At 72.6% G+C, this 14575-nt stretch carries 13 protein-coding genes and 3 tRNA genes; 13 read left to right on the forward strand and 3 right to left on the reverse strand.

Annotated features, from left to right (window positions below; translation table 11 throughout):
- Positions 1–101: 101 nt before the first annotated feature.
- Both ACFV04_RS40425 and ACFV04_RS40430 read left to right on the forward strand, forming a co-directional pair.
- Positions 102–2675 (forward strand): ATP-binding protein, encoded by a 2574-nt coding sequence (locus ACFV04_RS40425; RefSeq protein ID WP_380536071.1) that lies wholly within the window; start codon positions 102–104, stop codon positions 2673–2675.
- A complete protein-coding gene (locus ACFV04_RS40430; protein WP_380536073.1) occupies positions 2668–3342 on the forward strand; it encodes a response regulator in 675 nt (224 codons plus the stop codon). The genes ACFV04_RS40425 and ACFV04_RS40430 overlap by 8 nt, the downstream gene beginning before the upstream one ends.
- A 378-nt stretch (positions 3343–3720) precedes the next feature.
- On the opposite strand, the gene ACFV04_RS40435 is transcribed toward ACFV04_RS40430, so the two are convergent.
- Positions 3721–4989 (reverse strand): hydrolase, encoded by a 1269-nt coding sequence (locus tag ACFV04_RS40435; RefSeq protein WP_380536075.1) that lies wholly within the window; start codon positions 4987–4989, stop codon positions 3721–3723.
- A gap of 252 nt (positions 4990–5241) precedes the next feature.
- Between ACFV04_RS40435 and ACFV04_RS40440 the strand changes: the two genes are divergently transcribed.
- The 8 genes from ACFV04_RS40440 (at position 5242) to ACFV04_RS40475 (ending at position 10111) form a co-directional block, all read left to right on the forward strand.
- Positions 5242–5314 (forward strand) — tRNA-Thr (locus ACFV04_RS40440).
- Positions 5315–5357: 43 nt separating this feature from the next.
- A tRNA-Met gene (locus ACFV04_RS40445) sits at positions 5358–5430 on the forward strand.
- A gap of 83 nt (positions 5431–5513) precedes the next feature.
- The gene (rpmG, locus tag ACFV04_RS40450; RefSeq protein WP_006604855.1) at positions 5514–5678 is read left to right on the forward strand and encodes a 50S ribosomal protein L33; all 165 of its coding nucleotides are present in this window, start codon (positions 5514–5516) and stop codon (positions 5676–5678) included.
- A gap of 132 nt (positions 5679–5810) precedes the next feature.
- Positions 5811–6269, forward strand: coding sequence for a MaoC family dehydratase N-terminal domain-containing protein (locus ACFV04_RS40455; RefSeq protein WP_360254567.1), 459 nt, complete (start codon positions 5811–5813; stop codon positions 6267–6269).
- Positions 6270–6274: 5 nt separating this feature from the next.
- Positions 6275–6697, forward strand: a complete 423-nt coding sequence (locus ACFV04_RS40460) for a MaoC family dehydratase (protein WP_380349491.1) — start codon at positions 6275–6277, stop codon at positions 6695–6697.
- Between the two features lie 169 nt (positions 6698–6866).
- Positions 6867–7430, forward strand: a complete 564-nt coding sequence (locus ACFV04_RS40465; protein WP_360254571.1) for a TetR/AcrR family transcriptional regulator — start codon at positions 6867–6869, stop codon at positions 7428–7430.
- Between the two features lie 102 nt (positions 7431–7532).
- Positions 7533–8990 (forward strand): MFS transporter, encoded by a 1458-nt coding sequence (locus ACFV04_RS40470; protein ID WP_380349487.1) that lies wholly within the window; start codon positions 7533–7535, stop codon positions 8988–8990.
- A 77-nt stretch (positions 8991–9067) separates the two neighbouring features.
- A complete protein-coding gene (locus tag ACFV04_RS40475; protein WP_360254575.1) occupies positions 9068–10111 on the forward strand; it encodes a UDP-N-acetylmuramate dehydrogenase in 1044 nt (347 codons plus the stop codon).
- Here the strand turns inward: ACFV04_RS40475 and ACFV04_RS40480 are convergent.
- Both ACFV04_RS40480 and ACFV04_RS40485 read right to left on the reverse strand, forming a co-directional pair.
- The gene (locus ACFV04_RS40480) at positions 10108–11196 is read right to left on the reverse strand and encodes an adenosine deaminase (RefSeq protein ID WP_380536078.1); all 1089 of its coding nucleotides are present in this window, start codon (positions 11194–11196) and stop codon (positions 10108–10110) included. The genes ACFV04_RS40475 and ACFV04_RS40480 overlap by 4 nt on opposite strands.
- Before the next feature lie 115 nt (positions 11197–11311).
- On the reverse strand, positions 11312–12559 hold the full coding sequence (locus ACFV04_RS40485) for a pyridoxal phosphate-dependent aminotransferase (RefSeq protein WP_380341387.1): 1248 nt from the start codon (positions 12557–12559) through the stop codon (positions 11312–11314).
- Between the two features lie 283 nt (positions 12560–12842).
- On the opposite strand from ACFV04_RS40485, the gene ACFV04_RS40490 reads away from it, so the two are divergent.
- The 3 genes from ACFV04_RS40490 (at position 12843) to nusG (ending at position 14500) form a co-directional block, all read left to right on the forward strand.
- Positions 12843–12915 (forward strand) — tRNA-Trp (locus tag ACFV04_RS40490).
- A gap of 146 nt (positions 12916–13061) precedes the next feature.
- Positions 13062–13421: a preprotein translocase subunit SecE gene (secE, locus tag ACFV04_RS40495; protein ID WP_380341384.1), complete on the forward strand. Its 360-nt coding sequence runs from the start codon at positions 13062–13064 to the stop codon at positions 13419–13421.
- Between the two features lie 209 nt (positions 13422–13630).
- Positions 13631–14500, forward strand: a complete 870-nt coding sequence (nusG, locus tag ACFV04_RS40500) for a transcription termination/antitermination protein NusG (RefSeq protein WP_380536081.1) — start codon at positions 13631–13633, stop codon at positions 14498–14500.
- Positions 14501–14575 lie beyond the last annotated feature (75 nt).

Here is a 14575-nt window from a genome sequence, read left to right on the forward strand (position 1 = left end):
GGGCACGGGAGAACACCTCCCGCGCCCGGGCCGGCCGACCCGCGTCCGCGCGCACCACCTCCCGGGGCGCGCACCACCTCACGATGGAAAGAGCAGTGCCCATGGCCCGCGACCTCACCCCCGGTGCCGGCATCCGCCGTGGCCGGCTGAGGGTGTACCTCGGCTCCGCGCCGGGGGTCGGCAAGACCTACCGGATGCTGGACGAGGCCCGGCGCAGACAGGAACGCGGGTCCGACGTCGTGATCGGGTACATCGAGTGCCACGGGCGGCGCCACACCGAGGGCATGCTGGCCGGCCTGGAGGTCCTGCCGAGGGTCCACCGCTCCTACCGGGAAGCCGAGTTCGAGGAGATGGACCTCGACGCGGTGCTCGCCCGCCGTCCGTCCGTCGTCCTGGTCGACGAGCTGGCGCACACCAACGTCCCCGGCGGCCGGCACCCCAAGCGCTGGCAGGACGTCGAGGAGATCCTGGCCGCCGGGATCGACGTCATCACCACCGTCAACATCCAGCACCTGGAGTCGCTCAACGACGTCGTCCGGAAGATCACCGGCATCCCGCAGCGCGAGACCGTCCCGGACGAGGTGGTCCGCCGGGCCGACCAGATCGAACTCGTCGACATGGCCCCGCAGGCACTGCGCCGCCGGATGGCCCACGGCAACGTCTACAAGGCGGAGAAGGTGGACGCCGCGCTCTCCAACTACTTCCGGGTCGGCAACCTCACCGCCCTGCGCGAACTCGCCCTGCTCTGGGTCGCCGGACGGGTCGACGAGGGCCTGCGCGACTACCGCGCGACCCACAGCATCGACCGGGTCTGGGAGACCCGTGAACGCGTCGTGGTCGCCCTCACCGGCGGCCCCGAAGGCGAAACGATCATCCGCCGCGCCGCGCGCATCGCCGACCGCACCGCCGGCGGCGAACTGCTGGCCGTCCACATCACCCGCAGCGACGGCCTGGCCGGCGCCTCCTCCGGCGCACTCGCCCAGCAACGGCAGCTGGTCGAGACCCTCGGCGGCAGCTACCACGTGGTCGTCGGCGACGACATCCCCACCGCACTGCTCGCCTTCGCCCGCGCCCACGACGCCACCCAGCTGGTCCTGGGCACCAGCCGCCGCGGCCGGGTCAGCCGCTTCCTGACCGGCCCCGGCATCGGCGAGACCACCGTGGACGCCTCCGAGGACATCGACGTCCACATGGTCACCCACGAGTTCACCGGCCGCGGCCGGCTGCCCCCGCTCGGCCGCCGCCACTCCCGGCGCCGCACCGTCGTCGGCTACGCGGCGGGCCTGGTGCTGCCCTGGCTGCTCACCGCCCTGCTCTCCCAGGCGCACCACCGGATCAACCTCACCACCGACGCCCTGATCTTCCAGCTCGGCGTCGTCATCGTCGCCCTGCTCGGCGGTGCGGTGTCCGCCCTGGTGGCCTCGGTCATCGCCTCGGTACTGCTGAACTACTACTTCATCCCGCCGATCCACAGCCTCACCATCGGCGAGACCAACAACATCGTCGCCCTGGTGGTCTTCGCCGCCATCGCCCTCACCGTCTCCACCGTGGTCGACCACGCCGGCCGGCTCACCACCCGGGCCGCCCGGGCCACCGCCGAGGCCGAGACCCTCTCCACCCTGGCCGGCAGCGTGCTGCGCGGCGCCGACGCGCTGCCCGCCCTGCTGGAGAAGTCCCGGACGGCCTTCGGCATGCGGGCCGTCGCCCTGCTCTCCCGGGCCGACGGCTCGGTGCGGGCGCACTGCGAGGGTGAGCACCAGGACGACGGCGACGGCCCGCAGGAGTCCACCGAGGTCCCGGTCGGCGCGGACGCCGTCCTGGTGCTCACCGGCCGCCGGCTGTCCGCCGCCGACCAGCGCGTGCTCACCGCCTTCGCCGCCCACGTCGCCGCCGCCCTGGAACGCGACCGGCTGGCCGTCGTCGCCGCCGAGGTCGAGCCCATCAAGGCCGCCGACCGGATGCGTACCGCCCTGCTCGCCGCCGTCAGCCACGACCTGCGCACCCCGCTCGCCGCCGCCCGCGCCTCGGTCGGCTCGCTGCGCAGCCCCGACGTCGAGTTCTCCCCCGAGGACCAGGCCGAACTCCTCGCCACCGCCGACGAATCGCTGGTCAAACTCACCCGCCTGGTCGACAACCTCCTCGACATGAGCCGCCTCCAGGCCGGCGTGCTCACCCTGCACCTCACCGAGACCCACCTGGACGAGATCCTGCCCCGGGCGCTCGACAGCCTCCCCGACCCGTACGCACCGGTCCAGCCGCTGGACCTGGACACGACCCCGGCCGTGCTCGCCGACCCGCCGCTGCTGGAACGCGTCCTCGCCAACGTGATCACCAACGCGCTGCGCCACAACGCCCCCGGCGCACCCGTCCTCGTCACCGCCAGCCACCACGCCGACCAGGTCGAGATCCGGGTGATCGACCGCGGCCCCGGCATCGCCCCCGAGGACCGCGACCGGGTCTTCCTGCCCTTCCAACGCCTCGGCGACACCGACAACACCACCGGTGTCGGCCTCGGCCTCGCCCTCTCCCGCGGCCTCGCCGAGGCCATGGGCGGCAGCCTGGAGGTCGAGGACACCCCCGGCGGCGGCACCACCATGCTGCTCACCCTGCCCGCCGTCATGGCGCACCCCGCCACCGAGCCCGCCGCCCAGGGGAAGGAGCCACCGCATGAGTGACATCCTGATCGTCGACGACGAACCGGCGCTGCTGCGCACCCTGCGGATCAACCTCAGCGCCCGGCAGTACGCCGTCCGCACCGCCGCCAGCGGCGGCGAGGCGCTCGACCGCGCCGCGCACGCGCTCCCGGACGCCGTCCTGCTCGACCTCGGCCTGCCCGACCTCGACGGGATGGAGGTGCTGCGCGGCCTGCGCACCCGCAGCGCGATGCCGATCATCGTGCTCTCCGGCCGCAGTGACGCCGCCGACAAGGTCGGCGCCCTGGACGCGGGCGCGGACGACTACCTCACCAAGCCGTTCCTGATGGACGAACTCCTGGCCCGGTTACGGGCGGTGCTGCGCCGGCCGCTGGGCGGTGTCCCGCCGACCAGGCCGGTGATCGGCGACCACACCGTGGACCTCGCGGCCACCACCGTCAACGGTCCCGCCGGCCCGGTGCGGCTCACCCCGACCGAGTGGCGGATCCTCGCGCTGCTGCTCGCCAACCCCGGCCGGCTGGTGCCCGGCCGGCAGATCCTGCGCGAGGTGTGGGGCCCGGCCCAGGAGGGGCGCGGCAACTACCTGCGGGTCTATCTCGCCGGGCTGCGCCGCAAGTTGGAGCGCGACCCGGCCCGGCCGCGGCACCTGATCACCGAGCCGGGGATCGGGTACCGGTACGTGCCGTAGCGCCGGGCCGGAGACCCGTGCGTACGTGCGTCCGGGCGTCCGGGCGTCGGCGTCAAAGTGGCGTCAAGACCGGTCCCCGGCCCGACAGGAGAGCGTCAAGGCCGGCCGGGGGAGGTGCTCCGTGGGCGTAGCGTCGGTACCGAACCGAGCGGTCCCCGTTCCGTGTGGGGTAGCCGGGGCCGCTCGCGTCGCCGTCGAACGACGGCCGGCAGGTGGGGGAGGGGCGCGTGACAATCCGTCGCGCGCCCCTTTGGTCTCCCGGTCCGCACCTTCGGTCTCCCGGTCCGCACCGTTGATCCGCCGCTCCGCTCCCGTCCGGTCCGGTCCCGTCCGTCCGCAGGCCCTGCCGACCCCGCAGGCCCGGCCGGCCCTCGCCGGTCAGTCCTCGGCGCTCCCGGACTGCCGGGGCAGCGCCAGTGCCACGGTGTCCGCGAACTCCCGCACCGCGCTGGTCCGGCTGACCACCCGGCCGCTGTGCACCACCAGCCGGCTGTGCCCGCCGGCGAGCGCCCCGGCCAGGCTGTCCCCGCGCACCGCCAGCAGCTCCGCCGGGAACCCGGCGTCCACCCGGACCGGCGGCAGCCCGAGCGCCGCCCGGGCCTGGTTCGCCACCGCGTCGTACGCCGCCTCCGGGTCCAGCTCCCCGCCCGCCGCCAGCAGGTACGCCGACTCCAGTGGATCCGCCCGGCCGACCGGGTTGGACGGGTCGCGCAGCGCTCCGCTGCCCGCCGCCAGTGGCACCCGGGCCGCCGCCAACTCCCTCAGCAGGCCCGGCTGCAGGCCCGTCGCGCGGCCCTCCAGGCCGATGCAGCCGCCGTTCTGCGGCAGGCACACCACCCGCACCCCGCCGGTCGCCAGCACCGCCGACGCCCCCCGGGCCAGCGCACCGCACGGCCCGAGCGTCACCCGCGGCCGCAGCGGCGCCAAGGCGCCCGTCAGCCGCGCGAGTTGGGCGACGTCGGCGGCGGTGGTGTGCAGGTCGACCGGGCAGTCCGCCTCCCGGGCGGCCTCCAGCAACAGCTGGACGTACCCGGCCGGGTCGGGGTCGAGCTCCGGGCAGCCGCCCGCCGCCGTGGCGCCGAGCTTCAGCGCCTCGCGCAGCTGTGCCCGGCCGTCCGCGCCGGCCCGGCCGGTGAGCAGCCGGGGCATCGCCACGGCCTGCAGGTCGGCCAGCCCGCGCAGCGCCTGCCGGGCGGTGAGCACCGCTTCCAGGGGGCGCAGCCCGTGCACGTCGCCGATCCGGACGTGGGTGCGCTGGGCGGTGGCGCCGTAGCCGAGCGAGGTGAGCGCGGCCTCGGTGATCCGGCGGGTGAGGTCGGCCTGGGTGTCCTCGGGCGGGGCGGGCAGGGCGGCGGAGAAGGCGGTGTCGTAGTGGGCGTGCGCCTCGGCGGGGGCCGGGAGCAGCAGGTAGCCCTTGAGGTCGATCCGGGCGCCGGTGGTGACGGTGGGCGCGCCGGGCAGGGCGGGCATCGGGCCGAGGCTGCCGACGGTGCCGACGGCCTGGATCCGGTCGCCGCTGATCCGGACGTCCACCACCCGCCCGTCGGCCAGCCGGGCACCGGTGAGCAGCAGGACCGGGCCGTGCCCGAGGGGGTTGGCCGCCGGGCCGGGCCCGTGGTGCGGCCCGTCGGCGGCTGCGCTGTCCATCGCGGGCTCCTTCTCGGGCCGGCCCGTGCGGGCGGCCAGTCGATCCCGGTGAATGAGCGTCGAGCCTATGGCGCGCGGGGGCGGGGCGCCGGGAGGCGGGCAATAGTCGTATCGGGTCGGGCCGTGCGCCCCGTGGGCCGATCGAACACCCGGCCTTGGATCGCTCCTCCGTGCACCTCGCCCACCTGCGGTCTTCGCCGCGGGATACGGATTTCACCTCCGGCCGCGAAACGTGTAATCTCTTCCTCGTTCGCCCCTATAGCTCAGTCGGTAGAGCGTCTCCATGGTAAGGAGAAGGTCTGCGGTTCGATTCCGCATGGGGGCTCTGGTGAGAAGCAGTCAGTTTCGGCTGTGCTGCGGATCACTGTGGCGGTGTAGCTCAGTTGGTAGAGCAAGCGGCTCATAATCGCTGTGTCACCGGTTCAAGTCCGGTCACCGCTACCCCGCGTAGTCGGTCGGGAGATCGCACTCCCGGTCGGCTACTCTTGTTGTGTTCTTATTCGTTGTCCAAGGAAGGCACTCCCGTGGCTGCCACCGACGTCCGCCCGAAGATCACGCTGGCCTGCGTGGAGTGCAAGGAGCGGAACTACATCACCAAGAAGAACCGGCGTAACGACCCGGACCGTCTTGAGATGAAGAAGCACTGCCCCCGCTGCAACTCGCACACCGCTCACCGCGAGACCCGCTGACCTCTTCGTAGGGCATCGGGCCTGTGTGAACTCAGGTCTTCGACTCCGGGCCGCATCCCTCTTGGGGGGTGCGGCCCGGAGTCATTTCCGTATCCGTCCGCTTCGTGTCCATCCGTGTTCCGAGGAGCTGCCATGGCGCTCGACCCCTCCTTCATCGGGCGTAGTTACCCGCCCACCGAGCCGTACGAGGTCGGCCGGGAGAAGATCCGCGAGTTCGCGATCGCGATCGGCGACGCCAATCCGGCGTACGCCGACGCCGAGGCGGCGAAGGCGTTGGGCCACCCGGACGTGATCGCCCCGCCGACCTTCCCGTTCGTGGTCACCTACAGTGCGGCCGGCCAGGTCGTGGGGGACCCGGAGCTGGGCCTGGACTTCAGCCGGGTCGTCCACGGCGACCAGAAGTTCACCTACACGCGCCCGGTGCGGGCCGGCGACCGGCTCTCGGTCGTGGTGACCATCGACAACATCAAGTCGCTGGCGGGCAACGACGTGCTCACCGTGCGCGGCGAGGTGCTGGACGGGACCGGCGAGCACGTGCTGACGGCGGTCATGACCCTGGTGGCCCGGGCCGCCGACGAAGCGGGGGAGTGAACACGATGGCGATCAGCTACGACGAGGTCGAGGTCGGCACCGAGCTGCCGGCGCAGTCGTTCCCGGTGACCCGCGCCACCCTGGTGCGCTACGCGGGCGCCTCGGGCGACTTCAATCCGATCCACTGGAACGAGAGGTTCGCCCTGGAGGTCGGCCTCCCGGACGTCATCGCGCACGGCATGTTCACCATGGCCGAGGCGATCCGGGTGGTCACCGACTGGGTCGGCGACCCGGCCGCGGTGGTCGAGTACGGCGTGCGGTTCACCCGTCCGGTGCCGGTGCCCGACGACGGGGTCGGCGCGGTGATCGAGGTCTCGGCGAAGGTCGCCAAGAAGCTGGACGACGGCCGGGTGCAGGTCGACCTGCTGGCCACCACGGGCGGTCAGAAGGTCCTCGGGATGTCCAGGGCGATCGTCCGGCTGGCCTGAGGTCGACCGGTCCGGGGGAGGACCGACCGGGGGAGGGCCGGGCCGGGGGGGCCTGGCCGGGGGTCCGGCCACGGTCGGGTGGCCGGCTGCGACCGGGGCCGTGCGGCGGGATCCCCGGGTGCGGTCGTGGGCCTTGCATAGATAGTGATTGGCCACTAACTTGGAAGTCATGGCGAGGTCGAGCATGCGGATGAGCGCGGAGGAGCGGCGCGAGAGCGTCGTCCGTGCCGCGATGATCGAGTTCGCCCGGGGTGGCTACCGGGGCACCTCCACCGAGGCGATCGCCCGCCGGGTGGGCGTCTCGCAGCCGTACCTGTTCCGGCTCTTCCCGGGCAAGCAGGCCATCTTCGAGGCCGCCGCCGAGCGCTGTGTCGAGGAGACCTGGAGGGTCTTCGACGAGGCGTCGGCCGGCCTGACCGGCGAGGCCGCCGCCGAGGCGATGTCCGAGGCGTACCTGGGGCTGGTCGAGGACCGTGACCAGCTGATGATGCAGATGCAGCTCTACGTCTCCGTGTTCGCGGCCAGGGCGGTCGGCGAGGAGGAGATCGGGGAGAGCGCCCGGCGGCTGTGGGAGAGCCTGTTCGAGCGGGTCAGGATCCGGATCGGCGGCGACATGAAGGACGCCACGCAGTTCTTCGCGCACGGGATGCTGATCAACACCCTGGTGGCGCTGGGTTTCCCGCCGGACCACCGGATCTGGGGCGGCTTCGACGGGTGTGAACCGGCCGGGTAGCGGGGTCGCGCGGTGGCATCCGTGTGGCCTCTTTTCGGCCCATGAAAGTTATTGATCAATAACTACCTAGAGGCACCAACTACCTAGAGACCTGGGGACGTCATGACGGAGAAACCGGCCCTCGGCAGGACCGCGATCTGGACCCTGGTGATCGTCAGCGCGGCCAGTTTCATGGCCGCCCTGGACAACCTGGTGGTCACCACCGCACTGCCGTCGATCCGCGAGGAACTCGGCGGCGGGCTGTCCGACCTCGAATGGACGGTCAGTGCCTACACCCTGAGCTTCGCCGTGCTGCTGATGTTCGGGGCCGCCCTCGGCGACCGCTTCGGCCGCCGCCGGATCTTCCTGATCGGCCTGGCGATCTTCACCGCCGGCTCCGCGGGGGCCGCCCTCTCCCCGGAGATCGGCGAGCTGATCGCCGCCCGGGCGGTGCAGGGCGTCGGTGCCGCGGTGATGATGCCGCTCACCCTCACCCTGCTCACCGCCGCCGTGCCCGAGGCCAAGCGGGGGATGGCCTTCGGCATCTGGTCGGGCGTCAGCGGCCTCGCCGTCGCCGCCGGACCGCTGATCGGCGGGTCGCTGACCGAGCACTTCTCCTGGCAGTGGATCTTCTGGGTGAACGTCCCGGTCGGTCTCCTGCTGCTGCCGCTGGCCTTCCGGCGGCTCGGCGAGAGCCGGGGCGCGGACCGGGCCCTGGACCTGCCCGGGACCCTCCTGGTCAGCCTGGGCATGTTCGGCGTGGTGCTCGGCCTGATCCGCGGCAACCCGGACGGCTGGACCAGTCCGCTGGTCCTCGGCGCCCTGATCGCCGGCGTCGTGCTGCTGGCCGCCTTCGTCCGGTACGAGCAGCGCGTGGCCGCCCACCCGATGCTGCCGATGCGGCTCTTCCGCAGCCGCGCCTTCTCGGCCGTCAACGCCGCCAGCCTGCTGATGTACCTCGGGATGTTCGGCTCGATCTTCCTGATCAGCCAGTACCTCCAGGGCGTCGGGGGCTACAGCCCGCAGGAGGCCGGCATCCGGATGCTGCCGTGGACCGCGATGCCGCTGCTGGTCTCGCCGATCGCGGGCATCGTCTCCGACCGGATCGGCGGGCGCCCGATCGTGGTCACCGGGCTGGCCCTCCAGGCCGTCGGCCTAGCGCTGTTCGGACTCGTCGCCGACGGCGGCGGCTTCGACTACCCCGCGCAGATCCCGGCCATCGTGATCTGCGGGATCGGCATGTCGCTGTACTTCGGCCCGACCGCCCAGCTGGTGATGGCGAGCGTCCGGCCGCAGGAGCAGGGGATCGCCTCCGGCGCCAACAACGCGATGCGCGAGGTCGGCGGAGCCCTCGGGGTCGCCGTGCTCTCGGCGGTGTTCTCGGCACAGGGCGGCTACCAGTCGGCGCAGGCCTTCGCGGACGGGCTGGTGCCCGCGCTGTACGTCGGCGCGGTGGCCGTCGGCGTGGGTGCGTTCGCCGCAGTGCTGATCCCGCGCCGCCGCAAGGCCGCGGCGGCCGCCGCGGCTGCCGGGTCCGCCGGGCAGCCGGCGGGGGACCGGGCCGAGGCCGCCCGGGTCTGAGCCGGTACGGCGTGCGGGGCGGGGTGCGGGGGGAAGGGCGGCCGGGCGGCCGCCCTTCCCCCCGTACGCTGGTGGGCGTGCTGGTAGAAAACGACGCCCCCCTCGCCCCGCTGACCACGCTCCGGCTCGGCGGCCCGGCCCGCCGCCTGGTGACCGCCCACACCGACGACGAGGTGATCGCCGCCGTGCGCGAGGCCGACGCGGCCGGCGAGCCGCTGCTCGTCCTCGGCGGCGGCTCCAACCTGGTGATCGGCGACGACGGCTTCCCCGGCACGGTGCTGCGGATCGCCACCGCCGGCTTCACCCTGGACGGCACGGTGCTGGAGCTGGCCGCCGGTGAGGTGTGGTCGGAGGCGGTCACCCGCGCGGTGCGCGAGCACGGCCTGGCCGGCGTCGAGTTCCTGGCCGGCATCCCCGGTTCGGCCGGTGCCACCCCGGTCCAGAACGTCGGCGCGTACGGCCAGGAGGTCGCCCACACGATCACCGAGGTCGTCGCCTACGACCGCGCGGCCGATCGGGTGGTCACGCTCTCGAACGCCGAGTGCGCGTTCTCCTACCGGCACAGCCGGTTCAAGGCCGAGCCGGACCGCTACGTGGTGCTGCGGGTCCGGTTCGCCCTGACGGACCACGACGGCTTCTCCAGCCCGGTCAAGTACGCCGAGGTGGCCAAGCACTTCGGCGTCGGGCCGGACGAGCGGGTGCCGCTGGTGGAGGCGTACGAGGCGGTGCTGAAGCTGCGGTCCGGCAAGGGCATGGTGCTGGACCCGGCGGACCACGACACCTGGTCGGCCGGCTCCTTCTTCACCAACCCGGTGCTCACGGCCGCGCAGTACGAGTCCTTCCGGACCCGCCCGGGCGCCGAGAACGCCCCCGCCTACCCGGCCCCGGAGGGCTGCACCAAGACCTCCGCGGCCTGGCTGATCGACAAGGCCGGCTTCGGCAAGGGCTACGGCAGCGGCCCGGCGACCCTCTCCACCAAGCACACCCTGGCGCTCACCAACCGCGGCTCGGCCACCGCCGAGGACCTGCTGGCCCTGGCCCGGGAGATCCGGGACGGGGTCCGCGAGGCCTTCGGGGTGGAGCTGGTGAACGAGCCGGTGATGGTCGGCGTCGCGCTCTAGACGGTCGTGGCCGTGGCCGTGGCAGCGGTGGCGGCGGGCGCGTCCGCGGGGGCGTGCCCGTTCGCCAGCCAGGCGTCGATGTCCGCCAGCAGCTCCTTGCGGACGGCCTCCGGCGCGACCGAGCCGCGCACCGACTGCCGTGCCAGCTCGGCGAGTTCGGCGTCGCTGAAGCCCAGGACGTCCCGGGCCAGGTCGTACTGCGCGGCCAGCCGGCTGCCGAACAGCAGCGGGTCGTCCGCGCCCAGCGCCAGCGGGACCCCGGCGTCGAAGAGCCTGCGCAGCGGGACTTCCTCGGGGCTCTCGTAGACGCCCAGCGAGACGTTGGAGGACGGGCACACCTCGCAGGTGATCTGCCGGGCCGCCAGCCGCTCCATCAGCCGCGGGTCCTCGGCGGCCCGCACGCCGTGGCCGATCCGGCCGGCGTCCAGGTCGTCCACGCAGTCCCGGACGGACTCCGGGCCGGCCAGCTCGCCGCCGTGCGGGGCCGCCAGCAGGCCGCCCCTGCGGGCGATCGCGAAGGCCCGGTCGAAGTCCCGGGCGAGGCCGCGGCGCTCGTCGTTGGAGAGGCCGAAGCCGACCACCCCGTGGTCGGCGTAGCGGACGGCCAGCCGGGCCAGTGTCCGGGCGTCCATCGGGGACTTCATCCGGTTGGCCGCGACCAGCACCCGGATCCCCACCCCGGTGGCCCGGGCGGCCTGCTCCACCGCGTCCAGGATCAGTTCCAGTGCGGGGATCAGCCCGCCCAGCCGGGGTGCGTACGAGGTCGGGTCGACCTGGATCTCCAGCCAGCGGGAGCCGTCCTGCCGCTCGTCCTGTGCGGTCTCCAGGACCAGCCGGCGGATGTCCGCCTCGTCCCGCAGCACCGAGCGGGCGGTGTCGTAGAGGCGCTGGAAGCGGAACCAGCCGCGCTCGTCGGTGGCCCGCAGTTTCGGCGGCTCGCCGGAGCTGAGCGCCTCCGGCAGCCGGACGCCGTGCTTGTCGGCCAGCTCCAGCAGCGTGGCGGGGCGCATCGAGCCGGTGAAGTGCAGGTGCAGGTGGGCCTTCGGGAGGCCCCTGACGTCTCGCGGGTTCAACAGGCGTTCCATTCACCGATACTGCCGTATGCGGCCCCCAAACGGGAACCGCCCTCGTTCCATCCCCTGAAGGGGTGAAAGAGGGCGGTGTGCCGGGTGAATCCCGCGTGTCAGGTTGACCCCGGGGTCAGTCGCGGGCCTCGCCGAGCAGCTTCTGGATCCGGCTGACGCCCTCGACCAGGTCGGCGTCGCCGAGCGCGTAGGAGAGCCGCAGGTAGCCGGGGGTGCCGAAGGCCTCGCCGGGGACGACCGCGACCTCGGCCTCGTCCAGGATCAGGGTCGCCAGCTCGCCGGAGGTCTGCGGGCGGGTGCCGCGGATCTCCTTGCCGAGCAGGCCCTTCACCGACGGGTAGGCGTAGAAGGCGCCCTCGGGCTCGGGGCAGTAGACGCCCTCGATCTCGTTGAGCATCCGCACGATGGTCCTGCGGCGGCGGTCGAAGGCGGTGCGCATCTCGGCGACGGCGTCCAGGTCGCCGGCGACGGCGGCCAGGGCGGCGCGCTGCGCGACGTTGGAGACGTTCGAGGTGGCGTGCGACTGCAGGTTGGTCGCGGCCTTGACGACGTCCTTGGGGCCGATCACCCAGCCCACCCGCCAGCCGGTCATCGCGTAGGTCTTGGCGACACCGTTGACCACGATGCACTTGTCGGCCAGCTCGGGCAGCAGGGCCGGCAGCGAGGTGAAGGTCGCGTCGCCGTAGACCAGGTGCTCGTAGATCTCGTCGGTGAGCACCCACAGGCCGTGCTCCAGCGCCCAGCGGCCGATCGCCTCGGCCTCGGCCCGGGTGTACACCGCGCCGGTCGGGTTGGACGGCGAGACGAACAGCACCACCTTGGTGTTCTCGGTGCGGGCGGCCTCCAGCTGCTCGACCGACACCTTGTAGCCGGTGGTCTCGTCGGCCACGACCGCCACCGGGACGCCGCCGGCCAGCTGGATCGACTCCGGGTAGGTGGTCCAGTACGGGGCCGGGACGATGACCTCGTCGCCCGGGTCCAGGATCGCCGCGAACGCCTCGTAGATCGCCTGCTTGCCGCCGTTGGTGACCAGCACCTGGGCGGCGTCCACCTCGTAGCCGGAGTCGCGCAGCGTCTTGGCGGCGATCGCGGCCTTCAGCTCGGGCAGGCCACCCGCCGGGGTGTACCGGTGGTTCTTCGGGTCGCGGCAGGCCTCGACGGCCGCCTCGACGATGTAGTCCGGGGTCGGGAAGTCGGGCTCGCCGGCGCCGAAGCCGATGACCGGGCGGCCGGCGGCCTTGAGGGCCTTGGCCTTGGCGTCCACGGCGAGGGTCGCGGACTCGGCGATCGCGCCGATCCGGGCGGACACCCGGCGGTCGGCGGGGCGGATGGACTGGTCGGGCTGCGGAGTCGAAGCGCTCATGTCTGCATGGTCGCAGAACCGGACGGACCGGGCGTCGTGGTTCCAGTATCCGTACGGTCCCGTCCGGATCGCGGCGCCCGGCGATCCGTCGGCGGGCACCCCGCCGGACCGGACATCCGGCGGGCGACCGGTCGTCCCGGAAGAAGAGGTTCGACCAAACACCCCTCGACCACGTACACTCGCTGCTCGACGGCCCGCCGAAAAGACCGGAGCTTTCACCGCTTGTGCAGACAGCGGGGAGAGATGCGGTAGGTTGGTCGCCACAGGAGCCGCGAGGCACCGTAGGGCAATAGCTCAATTGGTAGAGCACCGGTCTCCAAAACCGGCGGTTGGGGGTTCGAGTCCCTCTTGCCCTGCTGCTAGATCCGTTTTCAGCCCGTTCGCTCCACAGAGCGAGCGGGCTTGATGCGGAGATGGCACCGATCAGCACCGCTAAGCCGGCCGGTCGTGCCCCATCGGGTGTGCGGCGAGTCCGGCAGGACCCGGATTCAGGTGAGGACGAGTGACGGAGACCACGGGCTCCACCGCAACGCCTGAGAGCGGCAACCCCGAGGGTGCCGATGGCGCGGCCGAGACCACGCCCGCGGAGGGCGAGGAGAAGGCGCTGTCGCGCCGCGACCGCAAGCGGGCCAACCGCTCCGGCGACAAGAAGTCCGGCAAGCGGGCCAAGAAGGGCCTGTTCGCCCGCATGGGGCTGTTCTACCGCCAGATCATCGCGGAACTGCGCAAGGTCGTCTGGCCCACCCGGAGCGAGCTCACCAACTACACCACCGTCGTGGTCGTGTTCGTCGTCGTCGTGATGGCCTTCGTGGCCGGTCTGGACTACGGCTTCTCCAAGCTGAGCCTCTGGATCTTCGGCTGACGCGGCCGACCACCTTCGAAACAGCCTCCCGACCCGGGCCGATCTTCGGCCCGGGTCGAGCTGTCGGCGGCGGTCGTACGCGCCGTTACCGTTGACTCGGTACTGTTGAAGTCTCCGAGACCTCACCAGGCGCCCGCGCGAGCGGCAGCGTGCCGGGTCCGGTTTCGGAGCGCGCCACCTTCACCATCTCCAGGAAAGAAGCAGCCACCGTGTCTGAGTCCCCCCTGTACGACGCCGACGAGACCGTCCGCGAGGCGGATGTCGCCGCCGAGCTGGACGCGGCCGAGCTGGCTGACGACGCCGAGGCCGCCGAGCAGGTCGTCGACGCCGCGGACAGCGACGAGGACGAGGTCGAGGCGTACGACGAGGCCGAGGCGGGCGAGCCCGCCGAGGAGGACGACGTCGAGGCCGCCGCCGAGGAGACCGAGGTCGAGGAGACCGAGGCCGCCGAGGAGGCGGAGGAGGCCGAGGAGGTCGACCCGGTCGCCAAGTTCCGCGAGGACCTGCGCTTCATGCCGGGCGAGTGGTACGTGATCCACACCTACGCCGGCTACGAGAACCGGGTGAAGCAGAACCTGGAGCAGCGCGCCGTCTCGCTGAACGTCGAGGAGTACATCTTCCAGGCCGAGGTGCCGCAGGAGGAGGTCGTCCAGATCAAGAACGGCGACCGCAAGACCATCCGCCAGAACAAGCTCCCCGGCTACGTCCTGGTGCGCATGGACCTCACCCCGGAGTCCTGGGGCGTCGTGCGCAACACCCCGGGTGTCACCGGCTTCGTCGGCAACGCCTACGACCCGTACCCGCTGACCCTGGACGAGGTCGTCAAGATGCTCGCCCCCGACGTCGAGCGCCAGGCGGCCAAGGAGGCCGGCAAGCCCTCGCCGGTCAAGCCGAGCGAGATCCAGGTGCTGGACTTCGAGGTCGGCGACTCGGTCACCGTCACCGACGGTCCGTTCGCGACCCTGCAGGCGACCATCAACGAGATCAACCCCGACTCGAAGAAGGTCAAGGGCTTGGTCGAGATCTTCGGCCGGGAGACCCCGGTCGAGCTCTCCTTCGACCAGATCCAGAAGAACTAGTCGTACGGTCTTCGGATCCGGGGGGGGGGGGGGGGGGCGGGCCCCGGGAGGGGTTTTGGGAGCGGGGGGGGCGCG

This window comes from Kitasatospora sp. NPDC059599, from assembly GCF_042735125.1.
Lineage (GTDB): Bacteria > Actinomycetota > Actinomycetes > Streptomycetales > Streptomycetaceae > Kitasatospora.

Excerpts from the sequence above, each read along its gene's own strand:
- ACFV04_RS40425 (WP_380536071.1), top strand. The coding sequence starts at position 102 with ATGGCCCGCGACCTCACCCCCGGTGCCGGCATCCGCCGTGGCCGGCTG.
- ACFV04_RS40430 (WP_380536073.1), top strand. The coding sequence starts at position 2,668 with ATGAGTGACATCCTGATCGTCGACGACGAACCGGCGCTGCTGCGCACC.
- ACFV04_RS40435 (WP_380536075.1), bottom strand. The coding sequence starts at position 4,989 with ATGGACAGCGCAGCCGCCGACGGGCCGCACCACGGGCCCGGCCCGGCG.
- ACFV04_RS40455 (WP_360254567.1), top strand. The coding sequence starts at position 5,811 with ATGGCGCTCGACCCCTCCTTCATCGGGCGTAGTTACCCGCCCACCGAG.
- ACFV04_RS40460 (WP_380349491.1), top strand. The coding sequence starts at position 6,275 with ATGGCGATCAGCTACGACGAGGTCGAGGTCGGCACCGAGCTGCCGGCG.
- ACFV04_RS40465 (WP_360254571.1), top strand. The coding sequence starts at position 6,867 with ATGGCGAGGTCGAGCATGCGGATGAGCGCGGAGGAGCGGCGCGAGAGC.
- ACFV04_RS40470 (WP_380349487.1), top strand. The coding sequence starts at position 7,533 with ATGACGGAGAAACCGGCCCTCGGCAGGACCGCGATCTGGACCCTGGTG.
- ACFV04_RS40480 (WP_380536078.1), bottom strand. The coding sequence starts at position 11,196 with ATGGAACGCCTGTTGAACCCGCGAGACGTCAGGGGCCTCCCGAAGGCC.
- ACFV04_RS40485 (WP_380341387.1), bottom strand. The coding sequence starts at position 12,559 with ATGAGCGCTTCGACTCCGCAGCCCGACCAGTCCATCCGCCCCGCCGAC.